General features: G+C 63.4%; 13 protein-coding genes and 1 pseudogene. 8 read left to right on the forward strand and 6 right to left on the reverse strand.

Annotated elements, in window-relative coordinates:
* Window positions 1-278: 278 nt before the first annotated feature.
* Both ABQM86_RS21010 and ABQM86_RS21015 read left to right on the forward strand, forming a co-directional pair.
* Window positions 279-1,487 carry a GGDEF domain-containing protein gene (locus tag ABQM86_RS21010; protein ID WP_369745501.1) on the forward strand — a complete coding sequence of 403 codons (1,209 nt, stop codon included), beginning with the start codon at window positions 279-281 and terminating at the stop codon, window positions 1,485-1,487.
* Between the two features lie 219 nt (window positions 1,488-1,706).
* Window positions 1,707-2,486, forward strand: a pseudogene (locus ABQM86_RS21015) (isocitrate lyase/phosphoenolpyruvate mutase family protein).
* Window positions 2,487-2,539: 53 nt separating this feature from the next.
* Here the strand turns inward: ABQM86_RS21015 and ABQM86_RS21020 are convergent.
* The gene (locus ABQM86_RS21020; RefSeq protein WP_089596932.1) at window positions 2,540-3,463 is read right to left on the reverse strand and encodes a LysR family transcriptional regulator; all 924 of its coding nucleotides are present in this window, start codon (window positions 3,461-3,463) and stop codon (window positions 2,540-2,542) included.
* 181 nt (window positions 3,464-3,644) lie between these two features.
* On the opposite strand from ABQM86_RS21020, the gene ABQM86_RS21025 reads away from it, so the two are divergent.
* A complete protein-coding gene (locus ABQM86_RS21025) occupies window positions 3,645-4,019 on the forward strand; it encodes a YgjV family protein (protein ID WP_207595483.1) in 375 nt (124 codons plus the stop codon).
* Between the two features lie 151 nt (window positions 4,020-4,170).
* A complete protein-coding gene (locus ABQM86_RS21030) occupies window positions 4,171-5,202 on the forward strand; it encodes an LLM class flavin-dependent oxidoreductase (protein WP_207595484.1) in 1,032 nt (343 codons plus the stop codon).
* Between the two features lie 49 nt (window positions 5,203-5,251).
* On the opposite strand, the gene ABQM86_RS21035 is transcribed toward ABQM86_RS21030, so the two are convergent.
* Window positions 5,252-5,452 (reverse strand): hypothetical protein, encoded by a 201-nt coding sequence (locus tag ABQM86_RS21035; RefSeq protein ID WP_207595485.1) that lies wholly within the window; start codon window positions 5,450-5,452, stop codon window positions 5,252-5,254.
* 193 nt (window positions 5,453-5,645) lie between these two features.
* On the opposite strand from ABQM86_RS21035, the gene ABQM86_RS21040 reads away from it, so the two are divergent.
* The 3 genes from ABQM86_RS21040 to ABQM86_RS21050 are packed head-to-tail and all read left to right on the forward strand — an operon-like array spanning window position 5,646 to window position 9,169.
* On the forward strand, window positions 5,646-8,282 hold the full coding sequence (locus ABQM86_RS21040) for a CHAT domain-containing protein (protein WP_369745502.1): 2,637 nt from the start codon (window positions 5,646-5,648) through the stop codon (window positions 8,280-8,282).
* Window positions 8,266-8,607: a CU044_2847 family protein gene (locus ABQM86_RS21045; protein WP_207595488.1), complete on the forward strand. Its 342-nt coding sequence runs from the start codon at window positions 8,266-8,268 to the stop codon at window positions 8,605-8,607. The genes ABQM86_RS21040 and ABQM86_RS21045 overlap by 17 nt, the downstream gene beginning before the upstream one ends.
* 55 nt (window positions 8,608-8,662) lie before the next feature.
* Window positions 8,663-9,169: a universal stress protein gene (locus ABQM86_RS21050; RefSeq protein ID WP_369745503.1), complete on the forward strand. Its 507-nt coding sequence runs from the start codon at window positions 8,663-8,665 to the stop codon at window positions 9,167-9,169.
* A 358-nt stretch (window positions 9,170-9,527) separates the two neighbouring features.
* Here the strand turns inward: ABQM86_RS21050 and ABQM86_RS21055 are convergent, their stop codons facing one another.
* The 4 genes from ABQM86_RS21055 to ABQM86_RS21070 form a co-directional block, all read right to left on the reverse strand.
* A complete protein-coding gene (locus ABQM86_RS21055) occupies window positions 9,528-10,298 on the reverse strand; it encodes a polyprenol monophosphomannose synthase (RefSeq protein WP_242703654.1) in 771 nt (256 codons plus the stop codon).
* A gap of 156 nt (window positions 10,299-10,454) precedes the next feature.
* On the reverse strand, window positions 10,455-11,759 hold the full coding sequence (locus ABQM86_RS21060) for an LssY C-terminal domain-containing protein (RefSeq protein ID WP_369745504.1): 1,305 nt from the start codon (window positions 11,757-11,759) through the stop codon (window positions 10,455-10,457).
* Between the two features lie 56 nt (window positions 11,760-11,815).
* Window positions 11,816-12,790, reverse strand: coding sequence for an NAD-dependent epimerase/dehydratase family protein (locus ABQM86_RS21065; RefSeq protein WP_369745505.1), 975 nt, complete (start codon window positions 12,788-12,790; stop codon window positions 11,816-11,818).
* A gap of 107 nt (window positions 12,791-12,897) precedes the next feature.
* Window positions 12,898-13,638: a GAF and ANTAR domain-containing protein gene (locus ABQM86_RS21070; protein ID WP_242703446.1), complete on the reverse strand. Its 741-nt coding sequence runs from the start codon at window positions 13,636-13,638 to the stop codon at window positions 12,898-12,900.
* 500 nt (window positions 13,639-14,138) lie between these two features.
* On the opposite strand from ABQM86_RS21070, the gene ABQM86_RS21075 reads away from it, so the two are divergent.
* Complete coding sequence (locus ABQM86_RS21075) at window positions 14,139-14,852, forward strand: TetR/AcrR family transcriptional regulator C-terminal domain-containing protein (protein WP_369745506.1); 714 nt, start codon at window positions 14,139-14,141, stop codon at window positions 14,850-14,852.
* Window positions 14,853-15,029: the final 177 nt, after the last annotated feature.

Genomic DNA, 15,029 nt, shown 5'->3' on the forward strand with positions numbered 1-15,029 from the left:
TTTTTGGGCCTATGTGGATAGTCCCCTTTGCAGGGCAAGAACAACCCCTACGGTTACAGTGTGGTCAAACTCCAGATCGTGACGCAAAAATCGAGAAAACTTTTAGGGAGTTAAAGCGACCAACCTCCACCGGCACTGGAGAAAACGTGCTTGACTGTGGTTTTGCGGTCATGAGACCGAAACAACTTGCTGGGGGATCAGATGTTTTGCGAGGTCAAAGAGCCATGAGGCCATCACGAGGGAACTCCGCGGTTGTAGCCCGGTAGCGGGGCCGCGTCGTGATAGCAGTTTCGCTGCAAGAGGGAACGATTGTTCTGGACCCCTTCTCCGTCAGGATGGTCCTCGGCTTGGTCGTTCTGACCCTGATCGTCATTTCCTGTGTCTCGTCCCAGCGGAGACGCTCGCCCTACGCCGAGTGGTGGCGCGTAGCTTTATGCCTCTTTTTGGTGGGCAATGCCGCTTTCCTGCTGAACGGTACTGACTTCCAGCTGTGGGCCAACCCCGTGGGCAAGGTCCTGGTTGTTGCCGGAAGCTTCTGCATCTGGGCGGGAGCGCGCACACTGCGCGACCACCGAGTGCATCCCTGGTTCCTGGCGGCTGCGTCCATTCCCAGCGGTATCGCATCTGCACTGGATGACCCGGGGAACAGCGTATGGTCCGGCGGTTTGGTGTACCTGGGCCTGACAACGTTGGGTATCACGTTGGCGGGGCTGGAACTGTGGTTCGCCAAACCAGTCCGGTCCAGGATTACCAGGTTTCTGTCGATCATTGCCGGGCTGACAGCCTTGTATTACCTGTTCCGGACCGTCAGCTTTGTCCTGGACGGGCCCACCAGCCAGGTCTTCCGAACATTTTTTGGGTATGCTCCGGCCGCTCTGATGCATTTGATCCTGCTGGTGGCAGTGTCCTCCACCATGAACACACTCAGCAACAAGCAGTTGATCAAACGCCTCCGGGAACGTGCCGATCGTGACCACCTGACGGGCCTGCTTAACAGGGGTGCTTTCCTGGAGCTGGCCGCCCGGTCTCTTGCGGAGTCGTCCCCACGAGGTGCAGCGCTGATCCTTGCGGATTTGGACAACTTCAAAGCCGTCAACGATGAGCATGGTCACGCAGCCGGCGACTCCGCGCTCCGGGCTTTTGCTGCGGCCTGCACTTCTTCGGTCAGGTCGTCAGACCTCGTGGCGCGGTATGGCGGGGAAGAATTCGTCCTGCTGCTGCCGGGAGCGACACAACAGCGGGCTGAAGCCATCGCATCCGACATCAGTGGTCGGCTGGCGGCCATGAAGGGTCCGGATGGCCTGCCATTCCCGACAGTGAGCTACGGCGTGACGTCCACCGGCGCGGACGTCCAGGACCTGGCCTTCCTGATCAATGTGGCAGATGCCGCCCTCTACAGTGCCAAGGCCCAGGGACGGAACAGGGTTGTAGGTGCGGACCCCGCGGACGCGGAAGCCGCGGCTGAAGCCAGCCACCCGCCGTCGTAATTCAGTAGTCCGCCTATCTGGCCATCGGTGAGCGCACCAACGCCAACGGCTCTGCGGCTGCGGTGCCAAGCCTGGAGAAGGCCATGAGTCAAGGGTAGGCCGTTCACTGCCCGCGGGCGCTTGGTATCGCGTTGCGTGACGTTATGCCTAGGCTGTGGGAGGCAAGTGGGATTGGTCCCACCCGTGGAGCACGAAGAACAACAGTTACGGAGAGCGACGATGACTGAAGTAAACATCAATGCACGTGCACAACAGCTGAAAGCCCTGCACGAAGCCCCTGAAATCCTGAGTGTGGTCAATGTGTGGGACGCCATCAGTGCCCGCACGATTGCAGGACTTCCTGAAACGAAGGCCATCGCCACTGCGGGGCATTCCATTGCGGCAGCCTTCGGATATGCCGACGGAACCATGCCCCTGGACGTGGCGCTGGACGGTGTGAAGCGAATTGTCGACGCCGTGGATCACCCGGTCACCGCAGACCTGGACGATGGCTACGACAACCCTGCCGAAACCATCCGCCGGGCGATTGGAATTGGCGTGGTGGGCGCAAACGTTGAAGACCGCTTGCGGCCCTTCGACGAGGCCGTTGCCCGCGTACAGGCCATCATCTCGGCTGCCGCCGGGGAAGGCATCCCGTTCCAGCTGAATGCGCGCACCGACGCGATTGCCCGGGGTGGAGACCGGCCGATTGAGGAGAGCATCCAGGACGCCATCGCGCGGGGTCGCGCCTTCCTGGACGCCGGAGCTTCGCTGGTCTTCGTGCCAGGTGCCATGACCCGTGAGGTCATCGAGCCCTTGGTGGAAGGCCTCGGGCACGGGAAGCTCTCCGTGATCGGCGCGCCGGGAGCGCTGCCGGCCGCATAGCTTCAGGAACTTGGCGTGGCACGCGTGTCCTACGGTCCGTTCACCCAGCGGGTGGCCCTGCGTGCGCTTCAGGATCTGGCCTCGGACCTGTACGGCTCCGGTGTCATCCCTGCCGACACTCCGGCGCTGAACTAGCGCCGCCTGCGTGTGCCTGCCTGTACCTGTCCCGTCCTCGAAGGCGGGACAGGTCAGGAGGCCGATCGGGTATCGAACGCCGCCGCGGATTCCCTCAGCAGCCGGGCCACCGTGTCCACAGGAAGACTCGCTGCCCGTCGCCGATCGAAGCGTCGCAGGGCGATATGGCGGGTGCCCAGCCCAGGAACGTCCAGGATGTCTACATGGTCGTGGACAACGCCGGTCAGCGCCAGGGTGGGCACAATGGCCACCCCCTCGCCGGCAGCGACGAGCGCCAGCGCGGTGAGGGTGTCGTGGTACTGATGGACAGTCTCAATCCGTGCTCCCGTCGAGTGGCGGAGGCGTCCGAGCACTGCAGTATTGGCTGCTGACGGCTCCACCCCCAGCCATGGCAAGTGCAAGCGGCTTAGGTCGATGTTGTCCGTACCAAGCAGGCTTCCTGCGGGCACCACGAGCTTCCACGGCTCATCCAGCAGGGGCTCCTGGACCATTCCGGCCGCCATCGGATGCTGCTCTGCCGCCGTCGAATCCTGTTCGATGACCACAGCATCCAACTGTCGCTGGCGAAGCAGCCGCATCACCGCCGGGAAGCTGTCCTCAACGATCTGTATCTGCAGCTGAGGGTATTGGCTGCGCCACTCGGGAAGTCGCGGGATCACCACTGTGCGCATGAAACTGGTGAATCCGCCCACCCGCACAACTCCTGCGATGTTGACCTCGCTTTGCATCCGGGCGCGGGCGACGTTGAGTGCCCGTTCTATCTCTTCCCCTGCCTCTGCCATGGCCAAGCCGGCGGGTGTGAGCATTGATCCTTTGGGGGTGCGCAGGAGTAACGCCTGACCTGCCTCAGTCTCGAGTTTGCTGAGCTGCTGCGACACCGCAGACGGCGTAATCCGCAGTTCGTCAGCCGCCGCCAGAACGCCTCCAGTGCGGGCGACAGCAAGGAGAACCAGCAGCCGGCGTGGGTCCACATCCATGTTAAGCACTCCTAAACACGGTCTTCAGAATATTGCAATTGATCTAAAGGTCATCGTCACTCAATATTGACTCAAAAGCACGATTCAGCAACGCAACACGTCTAGCGAATCAAGCCTCCACTCCGGACCACACGCCGCCCGCCGGCGTCACCGGGGTGCCCAAAATCTTGAAAGGACTCCCATGGAACTGCTGTTCGAAATCACCGGCTGGGCCGGCGCAGTGGCAATGCTCGGCGGCTACATGGCAGTGTCCATGGGCTGGTTGCAGGCGGGCACCACCTTCCAGACCGTGAACCTCTTTGGTTCGTGCGCCTTCATCGTCAACGGCACCCTTCATGGGGCCTGGCCCTCCGTGGTGACCAACGTGGCGTGGTTCCTGATCTCCGCTGTGGCGCTTCTCCGGATGCGGGCCAAGGAGGGCCCCGCGCAGCGTCCTGTGCAGCCCATGCAGGCTGAGCACGTGACGCCCCATGCTCACGAGATCCACTCTCTTGCCCCCGACACTGCCGCCCAGGTGATCGTCGCCGCCGCCCGCCCAGTCGCCACCTGCGCCTAGCCCGACCGCACGCCGCGCGTGGCCCCGCCGCCACGAGCAGTCCTTCCGCTGTGAACGGTCCGGGCATCACAAAAGGTAACGTCCCGCCGTCGTCAGCGGGACCGGAGCCTATTCTGGGCAAGTAGCCGCCGCCCTACCGTGAAGGAAGCCCATGCCCACCCCCGAACATCCCCTGCGCAAGCTTGGTTTCCTCACTATTGGCCTGTTCGATCCCACGGATCCCGCTGCCGGGCACCAGTCCACGTTGGAGATCATCGAGCTCGGGGAGAGGCTTGGCTTCGACAGTGCGTGGCTCCGGCACCGCCACCTGCAGTTCGGGATCTCCTCGCCGGTAGCGGTCATGGCTGCGGCAAGCCAGCGCACCTCCAGGATTGAGCTGGGCACCGCGGTGACTCCGTTGGGCTGGGAAAACCCTTTGCGCCTTGCGGAAGACCTGGCCACCGTGGACCTCCTCTCCGGCGGTCGGATCAATCCGGGGCTGAGCGTCGGCGAACCCATGAATTACGACACCGTAAAACATGAGCTCTACCCGGACACTGCCGGCGTGGAGGACTTCAGCTACGCCCGCGTGAACCGGCTTGCCCGCCTGATCGCCGGGGAGAAAGTGCGGGACTTCTCCGGTAAGCAGGGCGTGGTGGAAGAATTCTCCAACCGCGTGGAACCACACTCCGCCGGGCTGCGTTCGCGGCTTTGGTATGGGGCGGCGAGTATGAAATCGGCGGTGTGGGCAGGGGAGAACGGCTTCAATCTTCTCTCCAGCAGTGTGATCTTCCCGGACAAGGACCAAGAACCGGACTTCGCCGGAGTCCAGCAGTCACAGATCCGCGCCTACCGTGAAGCCGCAGCCCAGTCGGGGAACACCGCCCGGGCCTCGCAAGGCCTGGTAGTGATTCCCACAGACTCGGCCTCAGCTGCCCAGCGGAAGAAGTACCAACGCTACGTCGACGAACGTACGCCACGCACCCGCGCGCCCCAAGGGCCGAAGGGCATGATGTTCGCACAGGACATCATCGGCACCAGCGATGACATCGCCGAGCAGCTCTACGCCCACCGAGGATTCCAGGAAGTGGACGAAGTGGCCTTCGCGCTGCCCTTCAGCTTTGACCATGAGGACTACGTACAGATCCTCACCGACATTGCAGTCAAACTGGGGCCGGCATTGGGCTGGAAGCCCGCCGGCTAAGCCGCCGTCAGTCAGGCCAGCCAGTCAGTCCCGTCAGGCCGGCCAGCCGTCAGTCCACGAACTCGGATTGTGTCTCGATGAAGTCCCAATCCGCATCTGTCAGCACGCCGCTGACCTTGTCCGGATGGGGCCCGCCGGCCTCAGCAATATGCTGCAGCACGGGCAGCGGAAGTTCGTCGGCGCGCAGGTTCTCACGCAGCCATTCCTTGCTGTCGAGGTGCAGATCGAGCCACCACATGAAAATTTCCATCGCGGACCGCCTTCCGTCAGATGAGCCATGGGTTCTGATGCGCCGTGGGCCCGGATTAACCGTAGGCCGGGTCAGGAGCGTCTACAAGGGTCCGGCTCTTGTGGCGGGCCGGGCTTAGGGCCAATCTATTCCTAAGGGTGCTCCCGGCCCACTCGATGGTCGGCCGGCCCGCCCGTCACACAAGGGATCCGCGATGGACTGTGACATCGAGCTGGAGATTGATGCCGGCTCTGCACGCGGCGAATATACGGTGCGCGTGGTCCGTGCACCGGCGGGAGGCCATGCCTCGGGCATGTTCACCCTGGACGTGGAGGGCATCCTTGGACGGCTCCCCCAGCTTGAAGCCACCGTCCTGGCGTCCGCCGTGGCCGCCCGCAGGACCATGCCCGTGGCTGAGATGGCCGTCCGTGAAGTGGGCCAGCAGTTGTTCCAGGCCTTGTTCACCCGCGAGGTTTACGGCACCTACCGGGCGAGCCTCGGCGCGGCGCAGCATGCAGGCCAGCAGCTCAGGGTGGTCCTGAGGTTGTCCGCCCCTGAACTGGCAACCATGCCGTGGGAGACCCTGTTTGATCCCGAAACCGAAACCTACCTCTGCCAGACTGAGCCCCTCCTCCGCCATGTCCCAGCGCCTGACTACAACCTGAATCCCCTGGATGTGGCTCCTCCCCTGCGCATTCTGGGGATCGTCGCCTCGCCGCGGGACCTGCCCAGCTTGGACGTCACCGCCGAGAAGGACCATCTGAGCCGGGCCCTGGCCGGGCCGGTGTCCGAAGGCCGGGTGGAGCTGGTCTGGGCGAAAAGCGGAACCTGGGATGACGTGCAATCCATGCTGCTGGCCGGGCCTTGGCATGTGGTCCACTTTGTAGGCCACGGCGACTACGACTCCCGCACCGACGAAGGCAGGATCGCGCTGGTGGGACCTGACGGAAGGGCAGCCATGGTCCGGGCCGTCCGCCTCATGGCCCTGCTCAGCGTCGCTGCTCCCCGCCCACGGCTGGTGGTGCTGAACTCGTGTTCCTCCGGGGAAATGGGGCAGTCGGACCTCTTCTCCGGCACCGCGTCCGCTCTGGTCCGGAGTGGGATCGGCGCCGTGGCCGCCATGCAGTTCGCCATCAGCGACTCCGCCGCCATCGCCTTCGCCCACGGCTTCTACGCAGCAATCGCCAACGGTCGCACCGTGGACGAGGCAGCGCGGGTGGGCAGAATCTCTGTCATGGCCAGCCCGGACGGAACGCTCGAATGGGTCACCCCGGCCCTCTACGTCCGCGGCGGCACCACCCAGCTGTTCACACTCACAGGAACACCGCGCGCGCCGGCTTCGGTTGAAAGTTCGACGGCGGCAAGGGCCTCGGGCGGTCAAGCTTCGGAACCAGCCCACGCATCTGCGCCGGCCTCACCGCCCGGAACGGGTCAGGGCCAATCCACGCCGGCCGAGGCGGCGCCGGTGCCGGCCACAGAACCGCAGGCCAACGCCGGGCAGGCCATGAAACGGGCGCAGTTGCGGGCCCTGTATGTCCAGGCGTCCGCTGAGTTGCGGGCCCGGCGCTTGGAACAGGCAGTGGAACTGTTCGAAGACCTCCTCACGCTGGAGCCTGGATACCGGGACGCGACGGCGCTCAGAGACAACGCCCGGCACCGGCTGGAGCTGGACCGCACCTACCGTGAAGCGCTCAAAGCAGAGGAAGCCGAAGACTGGCTGGCCGCGGCTGATGGCTTCGCCGCGGTGCAGGAGGACCCCGGGTTCCCTGACGCCGCCGCCCGACGCCAGGACTGCGAGCGCCGGCAACGGATATCGGACCTGCAAGGGGAGCTTCGATACCATTCCTCCCTGGGATCCTGGGAAGCAGTGCTGGACGTGTCGGCAGAGTTGGCCACCGTGGACCCCAATGCCGCAGATCCCGATCGGCTCGCAACCGCGGCCCGGGCAGAGATCGAAAAGGCCAAGCCGAAAGAGCCACCTCCCGCTGAAGCGGCTGAGGTGCCTCCGACGCCTGGCGATCAGAGGCCCCACGGTTCGTACACGGCGGCGGATCTACCGGAGCGGCCAGCACGGACGAAAGACCCGACCCGCGCCAACCCCGGCCCATACACCGCCCCCGGCCCCGGCTCCCAACCGCGTTCAGCACTGAACCCAGCCCCTTCCGTCACCAAAGCCGAGGCACCCGCTGGGGTCCCGCCGTCGACCGCTGGCCTCCGGGGGCCAGCACCCGGCGTCCCAGCACCCATCTCCGTTGGCGGGTTGGCTCCACCCCTGCGGACGCCCCTGCTGTGGGGCGGCGTCGCACTGATCTTGGCGGGCGGACTCGGGGCGTGCTTCGCGGTCTACTTCCTGTGGTTAGACGACAACTATTGGTACGAGAGCGGCGGCGACGGCTCCCTCCGCATCGTTTACGGCCTGGTGGCACCTCTTGGGTACCTGCTGTTGGCGGTCGCGGGCCTACCTGCCCGCACCACCATGGCCCGGGTGGTCATGACGGGGGTTGTTGTTTCGGGGGCTCTTTTTGGGCTCTCCGGGCTCACCGAAACGGTGGATCCAACTGCGGTGGTCGCCGGTTTTGTGCATGCGGGCTTCGGTTTGTGGGCGGGGATCCTTGCCCTGCGCTCCCGCACTTCCGAGCCGTACGGGTGGCTGCTGCTGTGGCCCACGGTGACGGTTCCGCTGGTCTGGGTCCAGGACAAGGGTGTCTTCCTTGAGTCCTGGTACCGGACGCACGCCTACTTTGTGCTGATTCAGCTGCTGGTTGTGTGCGCAGCCGGGATCGGTTTCGTGGTGGCGGCCCGCCGACTGCGGGCGTCGGAGAAGGGACAGGAACATGAGCAGGTTGGTTGAATTCACCACCGACGACGGCGGAACGGTTGTTGTGGAGGTCGCGAACGCAGCGGGGAGCCTGGTAACCCGGGGCGGTGATCACGCGGGGGACCATTCGGGGGTATTCGCGCGGGCGCAGCAGACGTTCGAGCGGGCCCTTGCGCATGTGCGTCCAGCGGTGCAGGGGGTGATCGATGAGCTCCTGAGCCTGGAGAACCGGCCGGATGAGGTGAGCGTGGAGTTCGGCATTGACCTTCATGCCGAGGCGGGCGCTTTCATCGCGTCGGCAAGCACGGCGTCCAATTTCAAGGTGCGCCTCACGTGGAACAAGCCGGCGGAAACCTGACGCCGGCCCCTTCAACAGCCTGTTTTTTGGATCGCCCCGGCGCAACAATAAGGGTATGGCTGCGGAAAATATCAGCGGACCGATTCCCTTGGTGGTGGGGGTTCTCCCGGACCAGCATGTGGAAGTACTCCAAACTGCCCGGACCTTGGCAGAGCGGCTCGGCGTCCCGCTGGTGTGCGCATATGTGGACGAGGCGAGCTACCTCGTCGAGTGGGACCCGTCCCGGGAGACACACCGGATGTCGCTCCACCCGGAGAAGGAAGATGCCGACGTCGAGGCCGTGCGCGGCGACCTCGGCAGGGTGATCGGGGAGGCGATGGACGGCGGCACGGCAGATTGGACCTTGCGCCTGCTGGCAGGTGACCCGGCGCGGGCCTTGGGCAGGCTCGCCGCGGACATCAACGCGTCCATGATCATTGTGGGAACGCCCGAGCCCGGTTTGGGGCACAGGATTTCCGAGGCACTCAACGGCTCAGTGGCCGCGTGGCTGAGCCATCACCAACGCCGGCCGGTGCTGATTGTCCCCCAGAAAAAACGGCCGGAAGCTGCCCATAGAAACTAAAGCGAAAGTACTTATTCGAGGTGGTGGCGAAGGGGTTGCGCGCAACGTAGAGTGATTACTGCAGGTCAGCGAAAGCGCCTGCTCAAAGACCGCTCCGGAGTGCGTATCCCCCAATAACGCACTCCGGAGCTCTTTTGTTTAACCCTGGAACGCTCTCCCACCCCCGCGCCCTTCGGCCCCACGACGGCGGCGCCCAGGTGAGTGCCGCCGTCGGACCTTAGGGGCAGCCTTCACTGTGTGGCTGGCTTCATGCCCCGTACCTTCACCACCCACTTTGAATCTCCGGGCAGTGCAACACGCCGCATTCACCGGCGTCTCCAGCCGTCAGCGGATTCAAAGTCGGTGGTTGCGGGACGGCCTACTTGTGAAAGCGGAGCTTCCACGGCGTAAGCGCCGACTCCAACTGCTCGCGGAGATTCATCTTCGAGGCACCTTCCACGCGTTCTTCAAAGTGGATGGGAATTTCGGCGATTGCCAATCCTCGCCTTGCCGCCCGGTAGTTCATCTCAACCTGGAATGAGTAGCCGTCACTTCGAACCGCCTGGACATCAATCTCGTTCAGTGCAGAGGCGGTCCAAGCCTTGAAACCCGCCGTTGCATCTTTGACTTTCAAGCCCAGGACCACACTCACATAGAAATTCGCCCAAGCGGAGAGGACCTTGCGATGCCAAGGCCATTCAGCAGCCGTGGAACCTCCGGAGACATACCGTGAGCCGATAACCAGCGCCGCGCCGGAGGTTTGAATCCGATCAAGCATGGTGGGAATTGCCAGCACGGGATGGGACAGATCTGCGTCCATCTGGATGACGATCCCGGAGCCATCGGCCAGAGCACGGGTCATTCCTGCCACGTACGCTCTGCCCAACCCATCTTTTTCTTTCCGATGGAGGACTGACACTGTTCCGCTGGATTCCGCTGCCAGTCGATCAGCCACAGCCCCGGTTCCATCGGGAGAGTTGTCATCGACAACCAGAACGTTGAGATTGGCAATCCCAAGTGCAACGAGCTGGGAAACAAGAACGGGCAAGTTTTCCCGCTCATTGTAGGTAGGCACTACAACAGCGATTTTCGGATTCTTGACACTCAAAACGTGGGTCCCCAATTCGGTTTTCGGATCTAGCCTGAGCATGGTGCATGCGCCAGGCCCAGCCAGTCTATTCAGTGGATCTTCATGACCTCCGCACGCCCGGCCTGCCCCGTGCCTTCGCCACCCACTTTGAATCTGAAACCACCCCGACACGCCACAAACGACGGCGTGTCGGACAGAGCCCGCGCTCAAAGAAGGTCAGGAGGACACACGCCGCCCCACCACGGATGCCGGAACGGCCGGGATGCGCTGCCGTTTGGCGTAGACCCTTGCCCGTTGGCTGGACAACGCCAGCAGGACCAGGATGTCCGAGGCAAGTCCGGAGAGACCCGCTTCGAGAGTGAGATTCGCGGTCCCGGTGGAGTAGTCGACGGCCTGCACCAGGATCGAGATGGAGCTCAGGGCCATTGCGATTACCCGGGCGCCGTTGCTGCCAAGGAAAATCCGCCATGCCAGGAACACCTCACCGAGCCCGAAGAGCAGGACGATGACCGCCATGGTGACAATCGCCGTCGTCGTGGTTTCCGGGTCCAGGGCGACGTCTTCGAGTCCGATGTCGCTACCGGAGCCCAGCAGTGTCATCGCCAAGGTAAAAGCGGCAATCGCCCGGATACCAACCAGGACAGCGCCGGTCACGATAGGTGCCGGGCGCCGGTCACGGCTGTCGGTCCGGCTGGGCGGCTGGTCGGCGGGGACCTGGACACGGCTGGCGTCGATGATGGGAAGGTCGCCGTCGGTGGAGATGGAGTCACCGCCGCCGTTGCGGGTGTGATATCCGGTGGAGAAGTCCTCGATCACCTGCACCGTGACGGCAGGCTCGGCAGCGCAAACGGTGGAAACGATGTGGTCCCGCTCCACGTCCGTGTTCTGCTCGATTTTGTGCGTGATCTGCAGGGTGAAGAGCGAGAAGCCGACGCTGCGGTCGTACGTGCCTGCCGCGAGCCAATCCACTTTGTGCCCACCGGGGAGGAGCCACCCCTCAGGGCAACGCCAGAAGCGGACGTGGTGGCGTTCTCCTGGGGTGTTGTTGACCTCTTGTTGGTAAGCGAAATCCTGTTGCCGGTCGAAGAGATACAAGGGGCTGACCGGCGCTTCGGTGTAGCTCTGCCGGAAAATGGTGGAGCTTATGATGCGGCGGCTGCTGGCGAAAGTGACGTCGTCGGCCATGGTCCATCCTGCGGACCTCATGATCGCATGGACCTGGGATTCGGCTCCCAGTAACGCAACATTGACGGGATCGCCCAGCAGCCCATCGCTGGTGCGTGCGCGGCCTATGAAATAGCCCGGAACGTAAATGGTGGTCAGGATCCGGTGCAGCCGCGGCAAAAGCAGGTAGGCGAGGAAGGCCCAGAAGACAAAGGAGAACCACAGCTGGCCCCACCCCAGGTGGAAGCTCTCCCCCACCAGCAGGAAGGCCAGCCACACCGCGGCAACTCCACCCAGGACGAAGAACCCGTGATCGAGCCGGCTGTCCGTGACGCCGTTGTTCGGCACTTTATCCATGAAACTCCCCCTGTGGCCCCTTAAGCTTCGGGCCTCGGGTGGGCAGTTGTACAGGTTTATGTCAGCAGTTTCGGGACTTCGAGTTGTCCGTTGCCGATGAGCCACTGCACAGATTCCAGCACTGCCTGCTCGGGTTCGTAGCGCGGCGTATACCCGATCAGCGAGGTTGCCTTGTGGATACTCACGCAGTGATTGCGGGAGAGGTGGGCCCAGCTGATATCGGCAGATTCCTTGGTGGTGGTCCGCCGGAACTCCTCCCAGCCCACGGTTTCCATGCGGGGCACCTGCCCAAACCAGGAAGCAGCGACGCTCACGTAACCGCGCACCGTCAGTGCGCTCGGAGCAACAATATTGAAGTCCTCCCCGGCCGCAGCGTCCCGATTCAGGATGGCTTTCTCGAAGGCCTGCGCGACGTCGTCGGCATGCACATGGTGCATCAGTTCATTACCGAGTCCGGGAATCCGGAGTGGCTGCCCTGAGGCAATCGTCTGCCACACTCCAGGATCGAGGTTGCCCAAGGGCCCGATCGGCTGCCATCCAGGACCCACGATGTGCCCAGGATGAACCGATGTTGTGGCCAACCCTCCGGAAGCAGTCTCCTCCTTGAGCATGCGCGCGATGTCACGCTTCTGGATCCCGTACTCATCCACCGGCTCTTCGGCGAAGTCCGCTCCTTCGGCAAGGGGCAACTTCAGGCTGACGCCGTATCGCCAGATGGAGCCACAGTGCAGCAGATGGCCTGTTTCGCCGCGCAAGCGATCCACCAGCGCAGTGGCCGACTCAACGGTGAAGCACATGAGGTCAACCACGACGTCGGCGCCCAGTTGAGCTATACGGTCACCAAAGATACCCTCGCGGTCCTCGAGCTCACGGTCCGCGGTGACCTGGCGGACCTGCTCCCACTCGGGGAAATCGGCATAGGGCAGGCGGCTTCCGCGGCTGATGTTGACAACCTCGTGTCCGGCGCGCACAAGCCTGGGGACAAGGAAGGACCCAATATGGCCGCTGCCACCGATCACTACGATTTTCATGGGTTCTCCGATCTCCACGAGTCACGGTACTGGCTTGTGGGAGTGATCGGTAGGTCCGCACGGGTTCCGGGGACCGCGGGCGGCTTCCACGTCTCCGGTCAAATCTCCTAAGCGTCGAAGTGGGTCCGGACCTTCGGGTCCTTGGTCAGGGAGGAGACTACCGAGGAGGCAAGGTCCCGGAGTTTGACGTTGCGTGTGCTGGAAGCGACCTGCAGGATCTTCATTGCCGCTTCCTGGCTGCAACGGTTTTGGGCCATGATGGCGCCGGTTGCCAGGTCAATGGTGGTCCGGGATTCCAAGGTGGCGAGGAGATGCTTCTTTGTTTCGGCCAACTGGCTGAGACGAACCGCCACGCGAAGTGCCTTGGACGCGTGATACGTGTACGCCTGGACCACATCAATGTCCACCTCGGTGAATCCGCGGGCCTTGGTGGAGTACAGATTCAGGCCGGCTTCGGCCTCCCCCTCAAGGGCCAGGGGAACGGACAGGCTGGATCCCACCCCCACCTGGACCGCGGCCGACGAGAAGGAGGGCCAGCGGTCATCGTTTGCCAAGTCAGGCACATGCACGACGACCTGTTCCCTGATCGCCGAAAGGCAAGGCCCAGCACCTATCGTGTATTGCGTTTGGTCGAGGCGCATTGCCCGTTCTTCACTACTTGCTACTGTCACGGGCTTCTTCCGACGCATGAGTGTGATGCTGCAGAAGGCGAGCGCAGGGTCGGTCAAAGTGACCGCTGAGAAATCGGCAAGTTCATCCAGCATTTCCTTCACATCCTGTGTCTTCAGGACAAGATCTTGCATGCGGTCAACGACGTAACTCGCGGGCAGAAGGGTTTGTTGCGCCACGATTGGCCTCGTTCCTGGATATTGGGGCGGTGTAAGAGTTTTGCTCAAGGAGTCCACAGGCCGGGCAGCTACCCGGGGGCAGTCACTGCTGCGGCTCTCTCTGGTGCGGTAAGCGCCAGGTGCCGCTGCCATGGGTGGGGATTCGTCGTAGAACTGGTGTTGCCCGGAACGTGCCATGCGCGGCTCTTTCCGCTCAAGTGACCTTGGTTCCGCCGTAGGGCAACGGCGGCTGGGCCTCCAGACCTTGCACAGGGGATCTGGAGGGGGCCGGAAGGGCGCTCTCGCGAATCCGGAAGGAAACATCATGGCCGGTTCCCCTGGGCTCTGGGGCCTCATACTGAACCGTCTACATCATCTGACTACATTGTAGACACTACACGTAGACTACTGAATAGACAATGCATATTCACTACAATGTAGACTGTTTCTGTAGTGGCTGATAGCCGCTGCTTCCCTCCTCAAGGAGGTCCCGTATCAGAGCATCCAACAGGAGGAAAACCATGGCTCCGGCAACGAAACCCCTGGCCGAGGCGGCATCGGGCAGGAAGCAGGCGCTCAGCCGGGAGTTGGTTTTATCCACCGCACTGGCCTTGGTGGACGCTGAAGGACTCGACGCTCTCACCATGCGACGGCTCGGGCAGGAACTCGGCCGGGACCCCATGGGCCTGTACCGCTACGCCAAGAGCCGGACAGAACTGCTGGACGGAGTCACCGAACTGGTCTTGAACGAACGGACCATCTTTCCGGACGACCCGGACTGGCAGGGCCAACTCCGCCGGATCGCCCACGACCTGCGCCTGATAGCACTCCGACACCCCAATGTCGTCCCCCTCCTGGTCACGCGCCCCCTATCCACCCCCATGGGACTTCGCCCGGTCGGCACCCTGCGCCCCCTCGAACAGATCCTGGACTTACTCATTGAGGCCGGGTTCGCCCCCTCGGACGCCCTGCACGTCTACCGCGCCTACTACGGTTTCCTCTACGGCCACATCCTGAACGAACTGCAGGAATTCATCGTCGACCCTGACGAGGACGAAGCTCTCCTGCGCCTCGGCCTTCACCGCCTGCCCGCCAAGGAATTCCCGCGCCTCCGCGCGATCGCCCCGCTCCTGGCCGACTATGACGGTGAAGACGAGCTCGATGAAGGCATCACCATCCTCCTTGCCGGCCTCTCCGCACGCCTCACGGAACCCACGCACCAAACCCAGGCGTGAGCCCTGTCCGGGAACCGGAACTTCATACGTCGGCGCCAGGGCGGCGCGTCAAACCGGCACCTCATCACGAGACTTACTTGTTCCAGGGTTAGACAAACGGCAGGCTCCCCCGACTAGCATGAATAGTCCGGGCAAGCCCGGGTACGTGACCTCTTGAACGACCCCCCTCGGACGGTC

Source organism: Paenarthrobacter sp. AMU7 (genome assembly GCF_041200195.1).
Classification (GTDB): Bacteria; Actinomycetota; Actinomycetes; order Actinomycetales; family Micrococcaceae; genus Arthrobacter.